The organism is Collimonas arenae, from assembly GCF_000786695.1.
GTDB lineage: Bacteria > Pseudomonadota > Gammaproteobacteria > Burkholderiales > Burkholderiaceae_D > Collimonas > Collimonas arenae_A.
Genome location: NZ_CP009962.1, coordinates 1,638,750 through 1,658,285, shown reverse-complemented (window position 1 = coordinate 1,658,285; position 19,536 = coordinate 1,638,750). Strand labels below are relative to the sequence as shown.

The 19,536-nt window shown below is 58.2% G+C and carries 13 protein-coding genes; 1 reads left to right on the top strand and 12 read right to left on the bottom strand.

Annotated elements, in window-relative coordinates:
• Positions 1–7: 7 nt before the first annotated feature.
• The 9 genes from LT85_RS07480 to LT85_RS07440 all read right to left on the bottom strand — a co-directional run bounded on the left by LT85_RS07480 (position 8) and on the right by LT85_RS07440 (position 14,323).
• Positions 8–2,272, bottom strand: a complete 2,265-nt coding sequence (locus LT85_RS07480) for an ATP-dependent DNA helicase (protein ID WP_038487100.1) — start codon at positions 2,270–2,272, stop codon at positions 8–10.
• Positions 2,272–3,945 carry a VRR-NUC domain-containing protein gene (locus tag LT85_RS07475; protein ID WP_038487098.1) on the bottom strand — a complete coding sequence of 558 codons (1,674 nt, stop codon included), beginning with the start codon at positions 3,943–3,945 and terminating at the stop codon, positions 2,272–2,274. The genes LT85_RS07480 and LT85_RS07475 overlap by 1 nt, the downstream gene beginning before the upstream one ends.
• Before the next feature lie 284 nt (positions 3,946–4,229).
• Positions 4,230–6,539, bottom strand: coding sequence for an NADP-dependent malic enzyme (locus LT85_RS07470; protein WP_038487096.1), 2,310 nt, complete (start codon positions 6,537–6,539; stop codon positions 4,230–4,232).
• Between the two features lie 319 nt (positions 6,540–6,858).
• Positions 6,859–7,302: a dihydroneopterin aldolase gene (locus tag LT85_RS07465; protein WP_038487094.1), complete on the bottom strand. Its 444-nt coding sequence runs from the start codon at positions 7,300–7,302 to the stop codon at positions 6,859–6,861.
• A gap of 238 nt (positions 7,303–7,540) precedes the next feature.
• On the bottom strand, positions 7,541–8,146 hold the full coding sequence (locus LT85_RS07460; protein ID WP_038487092.1) for a sarcosine oxidase subunit gamma: 606 nt from the start codon (positions 8,144–8,146) through the stop codon (positions 7,541–7,543).
• The gene (locus LT85_RS07455; protein WP_038487090.1) at positions 8,136–11,141 is read right to left on the bottom strand and encodes a sarcosine oxidase subunit alpha family protein; all 3,006 of its coding nucleotides are present in this window, start codon (positions 11,139–11,141) and stop codon (positions 8,136–8,138) included. The genes LT85_RS07460 and LT85_RS07455 overlap by 11 nt, the downstream gene beginning before the upstream one ends.
• Positions 11,138–11,440, bottom strand: a complete 303-nt coding sequence (locus LT85_RS07450) for a sarcosine oxidase subunit delta (RefSeq protein WP_038487088.1) — start codon at positions 11,438–11,440, stop codon at positions 11,138–11,140. The genes LT85_RS07455 and LT85_RS07450 overlap by 4 nt, the downstream gene beginning before the upstream one ends.
• 63 nt (positions 11,441–11,503) lie before the next feature.
• Positions 11,504–12,748 (bottom strand): sarcosine oxidase subunit beta family protein, encoded by a 1,245-nt coding sequence (locus tag LT85_RS07445; protein WP_038487086.1) that lies wholly within the window; start codon positions 12,746–12,748, stop codon positions 11,504–11,506.
• A gap of 183 nt (positions 12,749–12,931) precedes the next feature.
• The gene (locus tag LT85_RS07440) at positions 12,932–14,323 is read right to left on the bottom strand and encodes an L-serine ammonia-lyase (protein ID WP_038495403.1); all 1,392 of its coding nucleotides are present in this window, start codon (positions 14,321–14,323) and stop codon (positions 12,932–12,934) included.
• 514 nt (positions 14,324–14,837) lie between these two features.
• On the opposite strand from LT85_RS07440, the gene LT85_RS07435 reads away from it, so the two are divergent.
• A complete protein-coding gene (locus tag LT85_RS07435) occupies positions 14,838–15,926 on the top strand; it encodes a threonine aldolase family protein (protein ID WP_038487084.1) in 1,089 nt (362 codons plus the stop codon).
• A 57-nt stretch (positions 15,927–15,983) separates the two neighbouring features.
• Here LT85_RS07435 and fdhA read toward each other — a convergent pair whose 3' ends face one another.
• From fdhA to LT85_RS07420, 3 genes are all read right to left on the bottom strand, one after another.
• Positions 15,984–17,186, bottom strand: coding sequence for a formaldehyde dehydrogenase, glutathione-independent (gene fdhA, locus LT85_RS07430; RefSeq protein WP_038487082.1), 1,203 nt, complete (start codon positions 17,184–17,186; stop codon positions 15,984–15,986).
• A 99-nt stretch (positions 17,187–17,285) separates the two neighbouring features.
• Complete coding sequence (locus LT85_RS07425; protein WP_253273734.1) at positions 17,286–18,194, bottom strand: choline ABC transporter substrate-binding protein; 909 nt, start codon at positions 18,192–18,194, stop codon at positions 17,286–17,288.
• Positions 18,195–18,412: 218 nt separating this feature from the next.
• On the bottom strand, positions 18,413–19,510 hold the full coding sequence (locus LT85_RS07420; RefSeq protein WP_052134825.1) for a GlxA family transcriptional regulator: 1,098 nt from the start codon (positions 19,508–19,510) through the stop codon (positions 18,413–18,415).
• Positions 19,511–19,536 lie beyond the last annotated feature (26 nt).

Genomic DNA, 19,536 nt, shown 5'->3' with positions numbered 1-19,536 from the left:
GACCTACTCATGCAAGTTGCCACCACGCAGGCAGCAACTGCTTGATTTCCGGCCGCGCAAAACGGTCGTCGATCAGGTAGACCACGCCGCGGTCCTGCTGGGTGCGGATCACCCTTCCGGCAGCTTGCACCACTTTTTGCATGCCCGGATAAAGATAAGTGTAGTCATAACCGTTACCGAAAATCTCGCCCATGCGCCGCATGATCTGCTCATTGACCGGGTTGATCTGTGGCAAACCCAGCGTCGCGATGAAAGCGCCGATCAGGCGCGCGCCAGGCAGATCGATGCCTTCGGCGAAGGAGCCGCCCAGCACGGCAAAGCCGACGCCTTGCGAGGTGTCGGTAAAACGCGCCAGGAAATCCTCCCTTTCCTGCTCATTCATGCTGCGCGCCTGCAGCCACAGTGGAATCTCCGGATAGCGCTCGGCGAACAGCGTCGCAACCTTTTGTAAATAGTCGTAACTGCTGAAAAACATCAGATAGTTACCCGCCCGTTGCCGGTATTGAAGCGCAATCAGGTCGGCGATAGGCGCCAGCGAGCGCTCGCGATGCTGGAAGCGGGTCGAGATACCCGTCACCAGCTGCACCTTCAGTTGGTCCGCAGTAAAAGGCGAAGGCACGTCGATCCAGACGGTGTCGGCCGGCATGCCCAGCGTGTCGCTGTAAAAATGCCATGGGTTCAAGGTGGCGGAAAACAACACCGTGGAACGGGCGGCGGCAAAGCGTTGCTCCAGGAAAGGCGCCGGCACGATATTGCGGATGCACAAAGTACTGCCGTGCGCGCCCTGCCGGGTGATATCAAATAGCGAATGACTGCCGAACAGTTCGGCCATGCGTGTGAAATGCAAGGCATCGAAATAGAATTGCTGCAAATGGCTATCCATCGCGGCAGGATGGTCGACCATATAGTCGGTGATATCGGCCACCGCCTTGAGCAGTGCCCCAACAAACGCCTCCGGTATCTCCGGATAATGCTGGTAGTCGCAGTCCTGTTCCTTGCCCAAGGCATTCCATTGCCGGCTGACCCGGTCCAGCCCGCGCTTGAGCGCCGGCGGCGCGGTTTTGCGCAAGCTCTTCAAATGGATGTACGTCATTTCAGCGGAATACATCTTGCGCGCGCGGTCGATCATGTTGTGCGCCTCATCGACCAGTACGCCGACCCGCCACTGGCTGGCGCTGGTCATGCCATACAACATGGCGCTGACGTCGAAGTAATAGTTGTAGTCGCCGACAATCACATCCGACCAGCTGGCCATTTCCTGGCTGAGGTAATACGGGCAAATCTGATGCGAAGCGGCGACCTGGCGCAGGCTTTCCCGGTCCAAGCCGCCGGCTTCGATCGCAGCTTTGCGCGCCTGTGGCAAACGGTCATAGAACCCTTGCGCCAGCGGGCAGGATTCGCCATGACAGGCTTTGTCGGGATGTTCGCAGGCTTTATCGCGCGCCACCAGCTCCAGGACCCGCAGGGGCAACAGCGGCGCGCTTTGTTTAATCCGCGTGACGGCGTCCAGCGCCAACGCCCGGCCGGAAGTCTTCGCCGCCAGGAAAAAAATCTTGTCCATCCCCTGCCCCGGGCTCGCTTTCAACATCGGAAACAAGCTGCCGATAGTCTTGCCGATACCGGTGGGCGCTTGCGCCAGCAAACAACGGCCGCTGGTGGCGCTTTTGTAGACCGCTTCCGCCATGACGCGTTGGCCGGGGCGAAAATCGGCGTGTGGAAATGGCAAAGTGAGTAGCTGTGCATCACGCATCGCACGGTGCGCCATTTCCTGTTCGGCCCAGGCCAGGAAACGCGCGCAGTGGTCTTCAAAGAATTGCTTTAGCAGTCCTGCAGTCAAATGTTCTGTCAGCAGGGTTTCCTTCTGGCTACCGATATCGTAGTACACCAGCGCCAGCTGCAACTCATCCAGTTGCCGGCTCTGGCACAACAAGTGACCGTAGATCCGGACCTGCGCCCAGTGCAGATGGCGATGGTTCTCCGGCATGCGGCCGAGATCGCCGCGGAAAGTCTTGACCTCTTCCAGCCGGTTCAAGCCCGGGTCATAGCCATCGGCGCGCCCGCGCACCAGCAAGTGACCAAATGATCCGCTTAGGCTGACCTCGGATTCATAAGAGGCATTACGGCGCGACGCCACGACGGCATGGCCAGTGATTCCCTCTTGTGCGGTTGGCGACGGCGTGAAGCGCAGGTCGAGATCGCCCTGCTTGGCCGTGAATTCGCACAGGGTGCGCACGGCGACCACATAGCTGGAGCTGGATGCAGCGGCATTCATCACGCCGTCTCCCCGACCCATTGCACGTAGTACACCGCAACCGGGATGTCATGGCTGGCGAAATAATCCAGCCAGCGGATCTGATTGTCTTGCAAGCGGTCGCCAGGCCCCTTGACTTCAATCATCTGGTAACGCCTCTCCGCCGGCCAGAATTGGATCAGGTCCGGCAGACCGGAGCGGTTGCTCTTGATGTCTTGCAGGATCCGCTCAAAACACTTTTCCAGGTGCGGTGCGGGGATGCAATCCAAGGCCAGCGTCAGTAATTCATCATCGATTGCACCCCAGAACACGAACGGCGACTGGGTATTTTCCTTGGCATGGAAACGATGCAAGATGATCTGCTTGTAGCCGCCGTTGCGTAGCATGGCAAAGCCGGCATCAAACTGCGCGGTCCGCCGCAAACGGAAATCGGGGCTGTGCAAATCGGCCGGACCGCTCTGGAACGGATGAAAAAAAGCGCCCGGCACCGGCGTAAAGATCGCATCCCAGAACAACAGGCCGAACAGGGAATTGATCAGCGCGTTTTCGACATAGACTGCGGGCGCATCCTCTCGGGCAAGATACTGGCCGAGCGCGGCCTCGACCGACATGCCAGAATCGGGAGGCATCAATTGAATCTGATGCTGGACGATGCCAACGGCAGCAGCTTTAGCCAGTTTTGGATAGCCAAGCACACGCCGCAGGCGCGGCATCACACGCAGCAACTGTTGTTGTTCGGCTTCGCTTTCCGCCTGCCCTTCAGCCTGCTGCGCCAACGCAAACGCCGCTTCGGGTTCCCCGCAACGTTCCAGCACCCGGATTGCCCGCAGACGCGCTCCGGGCCGGCTGTTATCGGCATACAGGCGCAAAGCCAGCGATAGCTCGCCGATGCGCTCGCAATGTTGCGCGATGTGGAACAGCAGCTTGCTGCGGCGCTCCTCCAGCCAGGTATTGGGATAAGGCTCGGCGCAGATATCGGCCACTATGGCGTGCGGCATTTCGCCGTTGTAAAACCGTTCGCGGCAAGCATGCAGATGCAGGTAATCGTCAAGATCCTGGCGGCAGCTGAAACCTTGCGCAGCGGGAGATAAATCGACCTGTTCATACTTGAAAATACCTAGCTCCGACAGCACGAATTCCGACCAGTCCTGATACAAGTTACCGAAAAACATCAGGCGCAGACGATCGCACAGCGCAACAACCGGCGCACTCAGCTGTAACAGGCTGTCGCTGGCGCTGGGACACCAATCGGTAAAACTGCGCGTGCGCGCAGCGCTACCGTCCACGCCCTCCGCCGCATGCAGCAAGGCCAGCTGTTCACTCTTGCGCGCGCCCTTATTGGTCTGCAACAGCAGGAAAGCTGCGATGATTTCAGTTTTAGTTAACACGCTGAACAACTGATCCAGATCCAGCAAGGGCTGCGGATCGATCCAGCCAGCCGCTACCAGAGCCGCAGCTGCGTTGCCTGCGCAACCGATTTCGTCGTAACGCAGTTTGCTGAGCCGGAACAACCCGCCTTTGCGCATCACCATCCGTACCAGTAACGCCGCCGAAGCTTGAGGCAAACTGCCGAAACCATCGACGAACGCCTGCTCCTGCGGATTCAACAGATGACGATAACGAGTGCGTACCGATTCGACAACGGTGACAAAATTGTCCAGGTAGTAAAAGCGGTTTTCCAGCGGTTTTTTCATGATCCGGATGCAATGACATTCAAGCAATGCGGCTCAAGCGGTGAGCAGTCACTTTAGATGATTTTTACACTGTACAAACGTACAGTTATTCGTAGTATATACGAACGCTCGGTGTTCAATTGATGGGAAACATGCGCAGCCGTCAAAATATGAAAAACTGGCTGAGGAGCGGAGGACGCCAAAATTGAAGATTCTTATAAAAAATCCCCGTCGCTGCAGATGCAGGTACGGGGATTTTTTCAGGCTGGTTTCTACTGATCGCTTACCAAAGCATTACTTGCCGATCAGACTTTCTGTTTTGCAGAAATCGCATTGGCCACGACCAGCGCCGTCATGTTGACGACACGGCGCACCGTGGCGGATGGGTTCAGGATATGCACGGGAGCAGCCGCGCCCAGCAGTACCGGCCCTACCGTCACGCCTTGACCGCCGGTCATCTTCAACACGTTGAACAGGATATTGGCGGAGTCCAGATTCGGCATGACCAGTACATTGGCGTTGCCTGTCAGGGTCGACTTAGGCAAGAACTGCGCACGCAGCTCGGCGCTCAGCGCGGCATCGCCATGCATCTCTCCATCGGCTTCGACATCCGGCATGCGCTTGACGAACAGGTCGCGTGCGGCGCGCATCTTTTTCGCCGATGGACGATTACTGGAACCGAACATCGAATGCGACAGAAAGGCCACTTTGGGCGGCACTCCGAAACGCCGGACTTCTTCCACCGCCATCGCGGCGATATCGGCCAGTTGTTCGGCGTCCGGATCGTCATTGACGAAGGTATCGGCGATGAACAAGGTGTGTTTATCCAGCACCAGGCCGTTCATGGCGGCAAAGCCCTTGGCGCCTTCGCGCAGGCCGATGATGTCGCTGACATGTTCCAGATGGCTGTCGAAACGGCCGACTAGGCCGCACAGCATGCCGTCGGCATCGCCCAGCTTGACCAGCATCGAAGCGATGGTCGTATTCGAACGGCGCAATGTCGATTTCGCCATCTCAGGCGTCACCCCATCGCGCGCCTTGATCTCGTGATAGGCCTCCCAGTACTGGCGGAAACGGCCGTCGTCTTCCGGGTTGACCAATTCGAAATCGCGGCCAGCCTGCAAACGCAAACCGGCGCGTTTGATGCGCGCTTCGATCACCGCCGGACGGCCGATCAGGATTGGCCGCACCAGCTTTTCTTCCAATGCGATCTGTACCGCGCGCAACACGCGTTCATCTTCGCCTTCAGCGTAGACGATGCGCTGCGGCTCACCGCGCGCAGCCAGGAACACCGGACGCATGAACATGCCGGTGTGACTGACGAAACGCATCAGCGACTGGCGATAGGCATCCATGTCCTTGATCGGGCGCGTCGCCACGCCAGACTCTTCGGCGGCGCGCGCCACTGCTGGCGCAATGCGCAAGATCAGGCGCGAATCGAAAGGCTTCGGAATGATGTATTCCGGGCCGAACTGCAGTTCCTGGCCGGCATAGGCGGAAGCCACTTCTTCGCTGATCTCAGCCTTGGTCAGGTCGGCAATCTCGCGCACGCAAGCAACCTTCATGGCTTCGGTGATGCTGGTGGCGCCGCAATCCAGAGCGCCACGGAAAATATAGGGGAAGCACAACACGTTGTTGACCTGGTTCGGATAATCCGAACGGCCGGTGGCGATGATGCAGTCCGGGCGCGCTTCCAGCGCCAGTTCAGGGCGGATTTCCGGTTCCGGGTTGGCCAGCGCCAGGATGATAGGCTGGCTGCCCATGGCCTTCACCATATCCTGCGTCAAGACACCAGGTGCGGAGCAACCGAGGAATACGTCGGCGCCAACAATCGCGTCTGCCAGAGTGCGTGCGTCGGTAACTTGCACATAGCGCTGCTTGGATACGTCGAGCTTGTCTTCGCGCTTGTCATGGATCACGCCGCGCGAATCGCAGACGAAAATGTTTTCGCGCTTGACGCCCAGCTCCACCATCAGGTCGAGGCAGGCAATCGCCGCTGCGCCAGCCCCGGAAGCCACTAGCTTGACTTCACCGATCGCTTTGTTGACCAGTTCCAGGCCGTTCAGCAATGCTGCAGAGGAAATGATGGCGGTACCGTGCTGATCGTCATGGAAGACCGGAATCTTCATGCGCTCGCGCAGTTTCTTCTCGATGTAGAAACATTCCGGCGCCTTGATGTCTTCCAGGTTGATGCCGCCCAGGGTCGGCTCTAGCGCAGCAATGATCTCGACCAGCTTGTCCGGATCGCGCTCTGCCAGTTCGATATCGAACACATCGATGCCGGCGAAATTATGGAACAGGCAGCCCTTGCCTTCCATGACCGGCTTGCCGGCCAGCGGGCCGATATCGCCCAGGCCCAGCACAGCGGTGCCGTTGGTGACCACGCCGACCAGGTTGGCGCGCGAGGTATATTCCACAGCCATTTCTGGATCTTCGTGGATCGCCAGGCAGGCATAGGCTACGCCAGGCGAGTAAGCCAGCGACAGGTCGCGCTGGTTCGACAAAGGCTTGGTCGGCACCACGGCGATCTTGCCGCGCGTCGGGCTGCGGTGGTATTCCAGCGCAGCGTCGCGCAGAGCCTGTTCGGCTGCTGAAAGAGTGGTGGGGGTGCTCATTGATGGTCTCCTGGATACGTAACGAAAATTCTGTGGCAGCGACATTAGCACAATGCCTATCGATTCGGTTTCTCGGTAACCGATACCTCTGCCTATGAAGATGCTTTTGGGAAAGGAAATTATTCTGTAGGATTACCGCTTCAATAGTACTGCCGATACAAATGGTAGACGAATCCGGCGCAATTTGCAGCGCCCCCGTTAAAGAAATCACAAGCAGCAAGCACTGAATCTGGACACATAAAACAAAAAGCCCGCATATGCGAGCTTTTTATCGGTAGATAGAGACATAAATAAATTATTACGGTCATCCACCACCGCGTCAGGCCACCACGCTGCTCTCCGCGGGTTGCTGCAGCAGCAATGTTTCATAACTCCAGCGTGTCCAGCTTGATGCAACTCCCAGCCTGGCGGTATTGGGCCGGATCTTCGGCTTGTGGATCGCCACCCGTATTTCATCCAGCATGGCGAATTCCCGAAACGACAAGCTGGCGACTTCCGAGGCGAGCGTCTCCAGCAAACGCGTATGCGGCTTGCCTTGCAGGAAAGAAGACACTACCGTGCAGTAGTGATCGTAGTCGATGACTGAAGCGGCATCGTCAGCGTGCATGCCGCGGCCGCCGGTCTTGTATGACAACTCGATATCCAGCTCGACGGCTTGCGGCTTTTCATGTTCAAGCGGATACAAGCCGACGCGCGTCATTGCAGACAAACCTTCCACGAAGATCTGCCAGCGCACGCCGCTGGCGATGTTTTCATTCTTCATAATCCTGGAATCCTCAGTTGAACAGGCATGAGTGTGCGCTTTTTCGGTTCTCTGGCTAGGCGCGACGACGACGCGGACTGTAGTCCGCTAGGAGAAGCAACAACGCCAGAGGATCGGGAAAAGGTGCAATCGCGTCTGTAGCGCTGGCCATCCAACTGAATGCGTTCATCGAACGAAAATAAATCAGCATTCATCGGTGCTTCAGACAGATATAAGCGGTCAATTGAGGAATCTAGGATCATAAGTACTCCTGGCAGGCATCCAGCAAGATACGGCCAAAATAGTCGGCAAAACTGCGCCTTACAACCAGCTCATAAGCGCCATCCGCCAACGGTCGCAGCAGGATACCGGCCTTGAAGTAGTGACTTTGTGCACATTGGCCGGATTTAAACACGCTTGCATGAAAATCCAGCGGACAGCCCTTCTGCAATACCTCGCGCGCTTTCGCACCGCTTAGCACTAACGCGGTGTTGCCGCTGCTGACATCCACCATCGACGCAAACTCCCCCGCCAGCGAGGTCGCCAGATCGGCACAAAGCGCCGGCAAGCGCGGCTGTTTGGATTGGATCAGCCATTCATTCGGCGCTAGCCAATAAATGACGAACTGCTCGCTTTCGGCGGTCGTATTCGGCTGCGTCGGCAAACTTGCTCCGGTGAGATGCTTGACCGCCCGCAACAACGCCAGGGAATCCGCTTTACCCTTGAGATTGATCAGTTCGAGAAATGGCTTTTCTTCCAGATTGATCGCCTGGCTGACGCCCGCAGTAAGCGGCGTCAGCAACTGCCCTAGCTCGGAAAACGGCGATTCCTGCTGCACCTGGAAAAGCTGGGTTTCATTCAACATGTTGACGGACTCCTTCTGCATCGTAGAACACCAGGCTGCTGATTTTTGCTGCGATATTGCGTCCGTTTGCCAGCGGAATACTCACCTCCTGCCCCATCTTGCCCAGACCGCCCTTGATCAGCGCGAACGCAATCGAGCGCCGCAGGATCGGACTGAAATAGCTCGATGTCACGTGACCGATCATCGTTGCGGTAGGCCCGCTGCTCGGCTCGGCCACGATCTGGCTGCCTTCCGGCAGTACGAAGTCTTTATCGGCGCTGAGCAAGCCCACCAGCTGCTTGCGGTTTTCCCCAGCCGTATCGGATCGCGACAAGGAACGCTTGCCGAGAAAATCCTTGGACTTGGCGACCAGGCCGCCCATGCCAAGGTCGTAAGGCGTGACCGAGCCGTCGGTATCCTGGCCGACGATGATGTAGCCCTTCTCCGCCCGCAGCACATGCATGGTTTCTGTGCCATAAGGCGTGATGTCGAACTCCTTGCCGGCATCGATGATCGCGTCCCAGATCGCCCGCCCCATATTGGCCGGCACGTTCACCTCATACGACAGTTCGCCAGAGAAGCTGATGCGCATGATGCGGGTGAATACGCTGTTGATGCTGCCCTCGCGGAACGACATGAAGGGGAATTTCTCGTTGGAGAAATCGATATCCTTGCACACCTTTTGCAGCACGCGCCGGGCATTCGGCCCCACCACTGCGAACGTCGCGAAATGGTCGGTGACCGAAGTCAGGTTGACTTTCAGGTGCGGCCATTCGGTTTGCAGCCAGCGCTCCATCCAGTCCAGCACGCGCGCCGCGCCGCCAGTCGTCGTGCTCATCAGGAAATGCTGTTCACCCAGGCGCACCGTGACGCCGTCGTCGAACACCATGCCGTTTTCATCCAGCATCAAGCCATAGCGACACTTGCCGACTTCCAGCTTGTTCCAGGGATTGGTGTACATCCAGTTCAACAAGGTCACGGCGTCGGGTCCTTGCACATCGATCTTGCCCAAGGTAGATGCGTCAAGGATGCCTACGCTGTTGCGCGCTGCCAGGCATTCGCGCGCCACCGCCGCATGCAGGTCTTCCTTGCCGCGCGGGTAGTACCATGGCCGTTTCCAGTTGCCGACGTCCTCAAACAGTGCGCCCTGCTCCTGATGCCATGGATGGATACAGGTCTTGCGGATCGGTGTCAGGAACTCGCCCAACTCGCGCCCGGCCACTGTCCCAAAAGTGACCGGCGTGTAATTCGGGCGAAAGGTAGTGGTGCCGGTTTCCGGGATGCTCTTACCCAGCACTTCGGCCAAGATCGCCATACCGTTGATGTTGCCGAGCTTGCCCTGGTCGGTACCGAAGCCCAGCGCTGTGTAGCGCTTGACGTGTTCTACCGAGTGATAGCCCTCGCGCGCAGCCAGGTAGATATCGGCAGCGGAGACATCATTCTGGTAATCGACGAACTGCTTGGGACCGCGACCGACATGCTTACGCTCGCCTACCAGCCACAGTGGCATGATGGGGGCTTCGGACAATTCCGCTACTTTCCAGTTAGGCAGCTCCACCGGCTTCAAGCCGGCAGAAACAATGGCCTGCTGCGCAGCCAGCGCGCCGTCACGCAAGGCGCCGCTCAGACTGAAGTCGCCATTGGCGGCGCCGGCGCTGGTTTCCTTCTGCATTGCCGAGCCGGGGACAAAACAGGCTTTGTCATTGTTCCAGTGCGCCTTGCCGCCAGATTGGGCGAACAAGTGGATCACCGGATTCCAGCCACCGGACACACCCAGCAAGTCGCAGTCAAGCGAAGTAATGAACTGCCCCGGCACGCCATCCCTGTGGTGCGCTACTTCCACCGCCTTAACATGGCGGCTGCCGCTGGCCGCGACCACCACGGCGTCGTTGATGATATGGACACCTTGCCGTTTGGCGGCAGCCGGCAAACTGCTGTTGCTAGCCGCGCGCGGATCGACCACGGTCACTTCCGCGCCATTGCTCTTCAAGTCAAGCGCTGTCTGGTAGGCATCGTCGTTGTTGGCGAAGACCACCGCTTTGCGTCCGGGCAGCACGCCATAACGATGGATATAGGTCGATACCGCCGAGGCCAGCATGATGCCGGGCAAATCGTTATTGCCGAACACGATAGGCCGCTCGTGCGCGCCGGTGGCCAGGATCACATGTTTGGCGCGCACTTTCCACAGGCGTTCGCGTACCTTGTTGCCGCGCCGTTGCGCCAGCGGCAGATGTTCGCTCAGGCGCTGGGTAATAGTCACCAGATTATGATCCTGGTAGCCGAATGCGGTGCTGCGCGACAGGATCGTGACTTCAGGCAGAGCCCGCAAGTCGGCGCTGATCTTGCTCACCCAGGCCGCTGCCGGCAAGCCATCGATCACGGCCGGACCGGATAGCAGGCTGCCGCCGAGTTCCGACTGATCGTCGACCAACATCACCCGCGCCCCTGAATTCGCCGCCACCCACGCGGCCGCCAGGCCGGCCGGACCGGCACCGGCGATCAGCACGTCGCAATGGGCGTAGGTCTTTTCGTAGCGGTCGGGATCCAGTTCGGTCGGCGCCTTGCCGAAGCCGGCTGCTTCGCGTATCACTTCTTCGTACTTGCCCCACCAGCTGCGCGGCCATTTGAACGTCTTGTAATAGAAGCCGGCAGGGATGAAACGAGCAAACAGCTGGTTCACCGCCATGCGGTCATTCTCGATGCTAGGGCTGGCGTTGACGCTGGTGGCGCTCAAGCCGTGGTAAAGCTCGATTTCAGTGGCGCGAGCGTTCGGCACGGTATAAGCGCCCGCCTCCAGCTGCACCAAGGCATTCGGCTCTTCCACGCCAGCCGTGACGATGCCGCGCGGCCGGTGGTATTTCCAGCTGCGGGCAACGAAATGCACGCCGTTCGCCAGCAGCGCCGAGGCGAGCGTATCGCCCTGGAAACCGTCATAACGCTTACCGTTGAATGTGAAAGTGAGGGGAACGCCGCGGTCAATGCGGCCGCCGCTGCCCAGTCTGTGGTTCTGGCTCATGTTGCACTCCCTGCCTGTGCAGCGGTGTCTGCGACCGGCTTGGCTTCGAACTTGCTGTAGCTGAGGAATTCATAGGTGACTGTGTCGCGCTCTGCCATGAACCAGCGGCGGCAACCCTGGTTATGCACCCATTGCTCGCGGTGTACGCCGCGCGGATTCTTGCGCATGAACAGATAGTCGCCCCAGGCTTCGTCGCTCAGTTTTTCGGTCTCCAGCGGACGTGCGATATCGGCTTCGCCGCCGCAATGGAACTCACTCTCGGCGCGCGGCCCGCACCAAGGGCAGGTGATCAATAACATGGTGGTTCTCCAGACAGGTGGCGGATTGAATCCAGGATCGGTAAGCAGACTAAGCAGATAGACTCAGTGTGCGACAGCGGCTGCGCCGTGTTCGTCAATCAGGTGGCCGTTGTAGAAACGGTCCAGCGCGAACGGTGCGTTCAGGGGGTGCGGACTGTCGTTGGCGATCGTATGCGCGAACACCCAACCCGAACCCGGCGTGGCCTTGAAGCCGCCGGTGCCCCAGCCGCAGTTGAAATACAAACCCTTGACCGGCGTCTTCGATATGATCGGGCAGGCATCCGGCGAAACATCGACGATCCCGCCCCATTGGCGGTTCATGCGGACCCGGCTAAACACCGGGAACATTTCGACAATTGCCTGCAAGGTACCTTCAATCACGTGATAGCTGCCGCGCTGGCCGTAGCCGGTGTATTGATCGACGCCGGCGCCGATCACCAGGTCACCCTTGTCGGACTGGCTGATGTAGGCATGCACCGCATTCGACATCACCACCGTATCGATGACCGGCTTGATCGGTTCCGACACCAGGGCCTGCAGCGGATGGCTTTCCAGCGGCAGGCGGATGCCGGCCATCTCGGCCAACACGCTGGAATGGCCGGCCGCAACCACCGCCACCTTCTTGGCCTTGATAAAACCCTTGACGGTGTCGACGCCGGTGACTGCGCCGTTCTCGCGCCGGATTCCGGTGACGCCGCAATTTTGCAAGATATCCACGCCACGCTCGTCGGCGCCGCGGGCAAAGCCCCATGCCACCGCGTCATGCCGCGCCACGCCGCCACGGCGCTGGAACGAGGCGCCGAGCACCGGATAGTGGCTATTCAGATTGATGATTGGAACGATTTCCTTGACTTGGGCCGGCGTCAGCCATTCGGCGTCGACGCCGTTGAGACGGTTGGCGTTGATGCGGCGATCGGTATCGCGCACGTCTTGCAAGGTATGCGCCAGGTTCATCACGCCGCGCTGGCTGAACATGACGTTGTAGTTCAAATCCTGCGACAAGCCTTCCCATAGCTGCATGGCTTTTTCATACAACATCGCCGATTCGTCCCACAGGTAGTTCGAACGCACGATGGTGGTGTTGCGGGCGGTGTTGCCGCCGCCGATCCAGCCTTTTTCGATGACGGCGATATTGCGCAAGCCGTGCACCTTGGCCAGGTAATAAGCGGTGGCCAGGCCATGGCCGCCGCCACCGACGATCACGATGTCGTACTCTTTTTTCGGTTCCGGGCTTTTCCAGGCTCGCTGCCAGTTTTCATGGTAAGAGAGGCTATTTCGGATCAGGCTGAATATCGAATAATTGCTCATAAAATCCTCAAAAATAAGCTCTCAAACTTCCGGAACCGTTAAGGACAGCTCTCTAAACCTGCTGCGCAACTCCCTTTCTGGCCTGTGATGCTCACTGTGCATCCGCACAGCTGCGCTTCTCGATCAAACAGAAAGTTGCTCGCCACGTTTTTGAGAACTGTCCTTGTTATCGCTGACGACTACTCAGCACTCAATGACATTTACCGCCAAACCACCACGTGATGTTTCCTTGTACTTGGTCTTCATGTCGGCGCCGGTCTGCATCATGGTCTTGATGACTTTGTCCAGCGATACATAATGTTTGCCGTTGCCGCGCAAGGCCATGCGGGCGGCGTTGATCGCCTTGACCGCACCCATTGCATTACGCTCGATGCAAGGAATCTGCACCAACCCGCCGACCGGATCGCAGGTCATGCCGAGATTGTGTTCCATGCCGATTTCGGCCGCATTCTCGATCTGCTCCGTACTGCCGCCGAGCACCGCAGCCAGCGCCCCGGCCGCCATTGAACAAGCGACGCCGACCTCGCCCTGGCAGCCGACTTCGGCGCCTGAGATCGATGCATTTTCCTTGTAGATCAGGCCGATCGCCGCCGCCGTCAGCATGAAGGTCATGACGCCGTCCTTGTTCGAACCCGGAATGAATTTGGTGTAGTAATGCAGCACCGCCGGCAATACCCCTGCCGCGCCATTGGTCGGCGCCGTGACGATCCGTCCGCCGGCGGCGTTTTCTTCATTTACCGCCATGGCATACAGGTTGACCCAGTCCAGCATCGACAAGGGATCGGTCAACGACTCCTCCGAGCGCTCCTTCAGCTGACGGTACAGTTCGGCAGCGCGTCGCTTGACCTTCATCGGACCGGGCAGTTCGCCATCGATGGAACAGCCGCGCTTGACCGCCGCCGCCATCACATCCCAGATACCCAGTAGCTTGGCGCGCACTTCTTCCGCCGAACGCCAGTGCTTTTCGTTTTCCATCATCAGGGCCGCGATGGTCAAACCGCTTTCCGCTGACATGCGTAGCAAATCGTCGCCGGAATGGAAGGGGTAAGGTAATTCATCATCCGACTGCACGCTGCCGGCCTGCACCAGGTTGACGCGCTGGCCTTCCTTGCTGACCACGAAACCGCCTCCGACCGAGTAATACTCTTTTTCCGCAATCACGCTGCCGACACCGTCGAGGGCGACAAAACGCATGCCGTTGGGATGCTGCGGTAACGCTTCGCGGCGGAAAAACAGCACATGCTCTTTTTCCACGCAGCCGATCGGATGGGTACCGTTCAACAGCAGCGTCTTGGAACTGCGAATTTCGGCGAGACGCGGTTCGACATGATCCGGATCGATATTGTCCGGCAGGTTGGCTTCCAGCCCCAACAACACCGCCTTATCGCTACCGTGACCCTTGCCGGTGGCGCCCAGCGAGCCGTACAGCTCGACACGCACCGCGTGTACCGCATCCAGCAAGTTCGCGTCGTGCAAATAGGCAGAAAAACGATTGGCGGCAATCATCGGTCCCACCGTATGCGAACTGGATGGACCGATGCCGACCTTGAATAAATCGAATGTGCTGATCTTCATTTGCTTCTCGATAAACGATGCTGGCAAAACAATGTAAAACCGTTCATTACAACTCCTGGATTGGTTGAAGTACTTTTCCCGGCAAACAACAGCAAAGGCACGAGGTACAACCACGCCAGGGAGCAGTGCAAACTTGCCGGCCAGGCTGCCTGAACAAGGCCCCCATCAACGACAAATTGCAGTGCTATTCCTTGGCATCATTTTGTCCTCGCACCGGACTCGCTATTTTCCGTAGCTGACAAGTGTTTGTCCTTTTCCGACACACACGACAATTTTAATTTTACGGCCAAGTTGCAGCCATGATGCGATGACATTTCCTTGTAGGGCATAAATCAAATGCTGAAATATTATCAATTAGATATTTTTAGATTGATTTCGCAAACTTGCCGGCACTTTGGCCCGCAACGGGAAATTTTCTGTTTCCAAAGAGAGCGCCTGGACGGCGGTAACGTCAAAACGGAGTAGGATAGCAAGCCCTCATTCTCCAACCCAGTCAAAAGAGCCTCCGCAAGATATGCCAAACGCCAATCTACGCAGTCAATGCCACACCTTCTTTTCTGCCACGCCGCCACGCCCCGCCGCCAAGGATTTTGCCGAGATGGCTGCATGGTGCGAAGCACATGATGTCCAGCACGACAGCTACGGCGAAGGCAAGCTGGTCCAGGATTTCGAAAACAAGATCGCAGAGTTGTTGGGCTTTGAGGCTGCCCGCTTTGTGATTACCGGAACGATGACACAGACAGTGGCGCTCAGAATCGCCTGCCAGGACAAGAACAACCGGCTGGTGGCACTTCATCCGACGGCGCATATATTGCGTCACGAAAGCAGCAATTACCAGTTGCTCGACCATTTCACCGCGCTCAACGTCGGCAGCCCGTTCCGGCCATGGACGGTGGACGACCTGAAAGCCTTGCCTGACCGGCTGGGAGCCGCGCTGTATGAATTGCCCATGCGTGAAATTGGCGGCCAGTTGCCTGCATGGGAACAGCTGGAGGCAATCAAGGAATACTGCAGGGAAAAGAATATTCACTTGCATATGGACGGCGCCCGCCTGTGGGAAGCCGCTACCGGCTACGGCCAATCCCTGAAAAGCGTCGCGTCCGGCTTCGACAGCGCCTACGTCTCGCTTTACAAGGGCATAGACGGCTTGGGCGGCGCCATGTTGCTCGGCAAGCGCGACTTCATCGACCGTTCATCCGAATGGATAAAGCGCATGGGCGGCAACGTCTATCAGCGCTCTCCCTACGTAGTGGCGGCGGCGATGCGGATGGATGAAAAACTGGCAAAGATGCCTGCCTACCTGCACCGTACGCGTGAGGTGTATCAATTGCTGACACGTTATCCGCTCTGGCAAGTCAATCCAAAGCAACCGCACTGCAATATGCTGCATCTTTACCTGCCTGTGGATCGCGAAGCCGCGAATGCCGCGCGCGACCAGTTGGCCAGGGAACATGGAGTCTGGCTGTTTGGCCGGGCCAGCGACGCCGCGCTACCGCAGCAATGTTATATCGAGTGGTATGTGGGAGAGGGCCTGCTGTCCTTGTCCGACGAACAGGTCATGACGATTCTGGATCAATTCCAGGTCTTGCTGACAACTGCTTGAAAACTGCCTGCTGCCGGTGCGATAAGCAAGGGCAGCAGACCTTTGTGGCTGGATTGCTCAGGCGGCCTGTTTCAGCAGATGATGCGGATCGATGACGAATTTCTTAGGCGCACCGGCATCGAACTGCTGATAGCCGGCAGGCGCCTGGTCCAGGGTAATCACTTCCACGCCGACGATGTCGGCGATCTTGATGCGATCCCACAGAATCGCTTGCATCAGTTGCCGGTTGTACTTCATCACCGGCGTCTGGCCGGTATGGAAGCTGTGCGACTTGGCCCAGCCAAGCCCCAGACGAATGCTCAGGCTGCCGCGCTTGGCGGCGCTGTCGACTGCGCCCGGATCGTCGGTTACATACAAGCCAGGAATACCGATCTTGCCCGCCACTCGCGTGACTTCCATCAGGGAATTAAGTACGGTGGCCGGCGCTTCCACCTGCGCCCCGGCATGGCCGTGGCCGCGCGCTTCGAAGCCGACGCAATCGATTGCGCAATCGACTTCCGGCACCCCGAGTATCTGGGCGATCTGATCGCTGAGCGGCGCATCGCCGGACAAATCGACCGTCTCGAAACCGACGCTGCGCGCATGGATCAAACGCAAGGGATTGACATCGCCGACAATCACCACCGCCGCACCCAGCAAGCGTGCCGAAGCCGCCGCAGCCAGGCCTACCGGGCCAGCGCCAGCGACATATACCGTCGTTCCGGGGCCAACGCCGGCAGTCACCGCACCGTGATAACCGGTCGGCAAGATATCCGACAAACAAGTCAGGTCGCGGATCTTGGCCATCGCTTGCGCCTTGTCAGGGAAGCGCAGCAGGTTGAAGTCGGCATAAGGCACCATCACATACTCAGCTTGACCGCCGATCCAGCCGCCCATATCGACATAACCATAAGCGCCGCCCGCCCGCGCCGGATTCACCGTTTCGCAAACGCCAGTGTGCTGCTCCTTGCAGGTACGGCAGCGACCGCAGGCGACGTTGAACGGTACCGACACCAGATCGCCCTTTTTGATGGTTTCGACATCGGAACCGACCTCAATGACTTCTCCGGTGATTTCATGGCCGAGCACTAGTCCGGCCTGCGCAGTTGTGCGGCCGCGCACCATGTGCTGGTCGGAGCCGCAGATATTGGTGGATACCACTTTCAGGATGACGCCGTGCTCGATTTTCTTGCCCTGCGGATTATCCAGTTTGGGAAACGGGATCGACTGTATTTCTACCTTGCCCTGCTCGATATAAACCACGCCACGATTTTCAGACATGTTGTCTCCTTGTGTCAGATTATTATGTGGAACTGCTTAACAGTCGGGTGGTATATCCCTGCACTTCGCAGCGCTTGCCACCCGGTTCAATCTTGTCGATCAGATACCGAGTGAAGCCTTGACCGCAGGCAAACCCTCCTTGCCGTCGAACGTCTTGACGCCGGCCAGCAATTTATCGAGGACCTGAGGGTTCTTTTTCAGCCACTCTTTCGCCGCATCCTTGGGGTCTTCCTTGTCCATGATGCGTCCCATCAACTGGTTTTCGATGCCGGTGGAAAATTGCAAATTGGCTGCCAGCTTGTCGGCGTTCGGGCAGCGCGTCGCATAATCGGTCGCTGTCACGGTATAGACCTTGGCTTCGCCATAATTCGGACCGAAGACGTCGTCGCCGCCGCTCAGATAGCTGATTTTCTGCTGCACGTTCATCGGATGCGGTTCCCAACCCAGGATCACGATCCATTTCTTTTGCTTCACCGCACGGCCCAGTTCGATCAGCATGCCGGCCTCGCTGGATTCCACCATCTTGAAATTCTTCAGGTTGAACTGGTTCTTGCTGATCATTCCCTGGATTAGCGCATTGCCGTCATTGCCCGGTTCGATGCCGTAGATCTTGCCATCGAGCTCCTTGGAGTACTTTGCGATATCGGCGAAGGTCTTGAGGCCGGCATCGTAAGCGTAGGTAGGCACCGCGAGCGTATATTTGGCACCGGTCAGGTTTGGCGTGGCCAGCACCTTGACCGAGTTGTCCTTGACGAAGGGCGCAATGATCGGATCCATGGTCGGCGCCCAATAGCCGAGGAACAAGTCGATCTGCTTGTTCTTGACGCCGGCAAACGTGATCGGCACCGAAGCGATGGTTTTGGTGGTGTGATAGCCCAGCCCTTCGTACATGGCGGAAGCGAGGCCGGTGGTGGCGGCAATATCGGTCCAGCCGACATCGGCAAAGCGTACGTTTTTACACGACTGCGGCTCCTGCGCCTGCACCGGCCCCAGCATGCTGCACGCCATGCTGACGCCGATGAGCACTAGCTTGAATGTTTTCATTGCATTTTCTCCTGTGGCAAAGACCAAAGTCCGACGCACTTCGGGGAACTGCATCGGCATAAGTTAAGTGAAAATTTTGCACACCGACGCATCGCCCGCAGCAACCGGAGAAAACCATGCGTACCTGTACAAACAAGAAATTACATTGCATGCGCGCTGCGGCTTAGACCGATTGCGACATGCTATTGCCTGCTGGCGTCAAGTAGCGCGTCCGGCGCCAATGACAACGGCGGTAGCGGCGGTAGCGGCGGCAGCTCATCGACGGCGGACAGGTAGGGATGACGCAGATGCCGCTCGCTGCTGGGAGACCGGCCGAACTGGTTGCGGTAAGCCTTGCTGAAATGGCAGGATGACTGGAAGCCGCAAGCCACGGTAACGCTCATGATCGACATCGTAGTCTGCAACAGCAGTTCACGGGCGCGCCGCAAACGCAGCTGCAAATAATAATGCGTCGGCGTGACGTCCAGGTAATACTTGAACATGCGCTGCAATTGCCGTTGCGACAAGCCCACCAGCCGCGCAATTTCTTCAAACGACAAGGTTTCTTCGATGTGGGTTTCCATCAGCCGCGCCACTTCGATCAACTCCTTGCGGCTGAATCCCAGGCGCGCTGCAATCGGAATGTGCTGCTGATAAGCGCCATCGCGGATCCGCTCCAGGATGAACTGCTCGGAAATTTCTGCCGCCAGCGTCTTGCCATAACGATTGGCGGTCAGGTTGAGCATCAGGTCGATCGGCGCGGTCCCGCCAGAGCAAGTGAGGCGATCGCGGTCAACCGCAAACAAACCCTCGGTAAACAACACCCGCGGAAAATCTTCGCGCAACGCCGATATATTTTCCCAATGGATGGCGCACTGGTAGCCGTTCATCAATCCCGCTTTGACCAAGGCGTAGCTACCGGTGCAAATCCCGCCCAGCATGACATTGCGCCGCGCCAGCTGCGTCAGCATGGCATTGAGCTTGTCGTTGACCGCTTCGTGGATCTTGACGCCGCCGCAGACGAACAGGATGTCGGGTGTTCCGGCCTGCTCCAGTGTCAGCGTCGGGGTGATCGGCAAACCGTTGCTGGCCAACGCGGGCAAGCCATCGACGCTGATCACCGACCAGCGATACAAGGTCTGGCGGCTGATGTAATTGGCCATGCGCAGGACTTCGATGGCGCTGGCAAAGGCGATCATCGAGAAATTCGGCAAGGTGAGGAAACCGAAATAAACCACCGCCGACGGCGCCGCTGGCTGTTGCATCATCGGCTTTAAAACTGATTGCTGCTGCGAAGACATCCTGCCTCCATCTATGGCTACCGGCG

What these genes read in the sequence shown, in the direction of transcription:
- LT85_RS07480 (WP_038487100.1), bottom strand. Translation starts at nt 2,272, where the DNA reads ATGAATGCCGCTGCATCCAGCTCCAGCTATGTGGTCGCCGTGCGCACC.
- LT85_RS07475 (WP_038487098.1), bottom strand. Translation starts at nt 3,945, where the DNA reads ATGAAAAAACCGCTGGAAAACCGCTTTTACTACCTGGACAATTTTGTC.
- LT85_RS07470 (WP_038487096.1), bottom strand. Translation starts at nt 6,539, where the DNA reads ATGAGCACCCCCACCACTCTTTCAGCAGCCGAACAGGCTCTGCGCGAC.
- LT85_RS07465 (WP_038487094.1), bottom strand. Translation starts at nt 7,302, where the DNA reads ATGAAGAATGAAAACATCGCCAGCGGCGTGCGCTGGCAGATCTTCGTG.
- LT85_RS07460 (WP_038487092.1), bottom strand. Translation starts at nt 8,146, where the DNA reads ATGTTGAATGAAACCCAGCTTTTCCAGGTGCAGCAGGAATCGCCGTTT.
- LT85_RS07455 (WP_038487090.1), bottom strand. Translation starts at nt 11,141, where the DNA reads ATGAGCCAGAACCACAGACTGGGCAGCGGCGGCCGCATTGACCGCGGC.
- LT85_RS07450 (WP_038487088.1), bottom strand. Translation starts at nt 11,440, where the DNA reads ATGTTATTGATCACCTGCCCTTGGTGCGGGCCGCGCGCCGAGAGTGAG.
- LT85_RS07445 (WP_038487086.1), bottom strand. Translation starts at nt 12,748, where the DNA reads ATGAGCAATTATTCGATATTCAGCCTGATCCGAAATAGCCTCTCTTAC.
- LT85_RS07440 (WP_038495403.1), bottom strand. Translation starts at nt 14,323, where the DNA reads ATGAAGATCAGCACATTCGATTTATTCAAGGTCGGCATCGGTCCATCC.
- LT85_RS07435 (WP_038487084.1), top strand. Translation starts at nt 14,838, where the DNA reads ATGCCAAACGCCAATCTACGCAGTCAATGCCACACCTTCTTTTCTGCC.
- fdhA (WP_038487082.1), bottom strand. Translation starts at nt 17,186, where the DNA reads ATGTCTGAAAATCGTGGCGTGGTTTATATCGAGCAGGGCAAGGTAGAA.
- LT85_RS07425 (WP_253273734.1), bottom strand. Translation starts at nt 18,194, where the DNA reads ATGGCGTGCAGCATGCTGGGGCCGGTGCAGGCGCAGGAGCCGCAGTCG.
- LT85_RS07420 (WP_052134825.1), bottom strand. Translation starts at nt 19,510, where the DNA reads ATGTCTTCGCAGCAGCAATCAGTTTTAAAGCCGATGATGCAACAGCCA.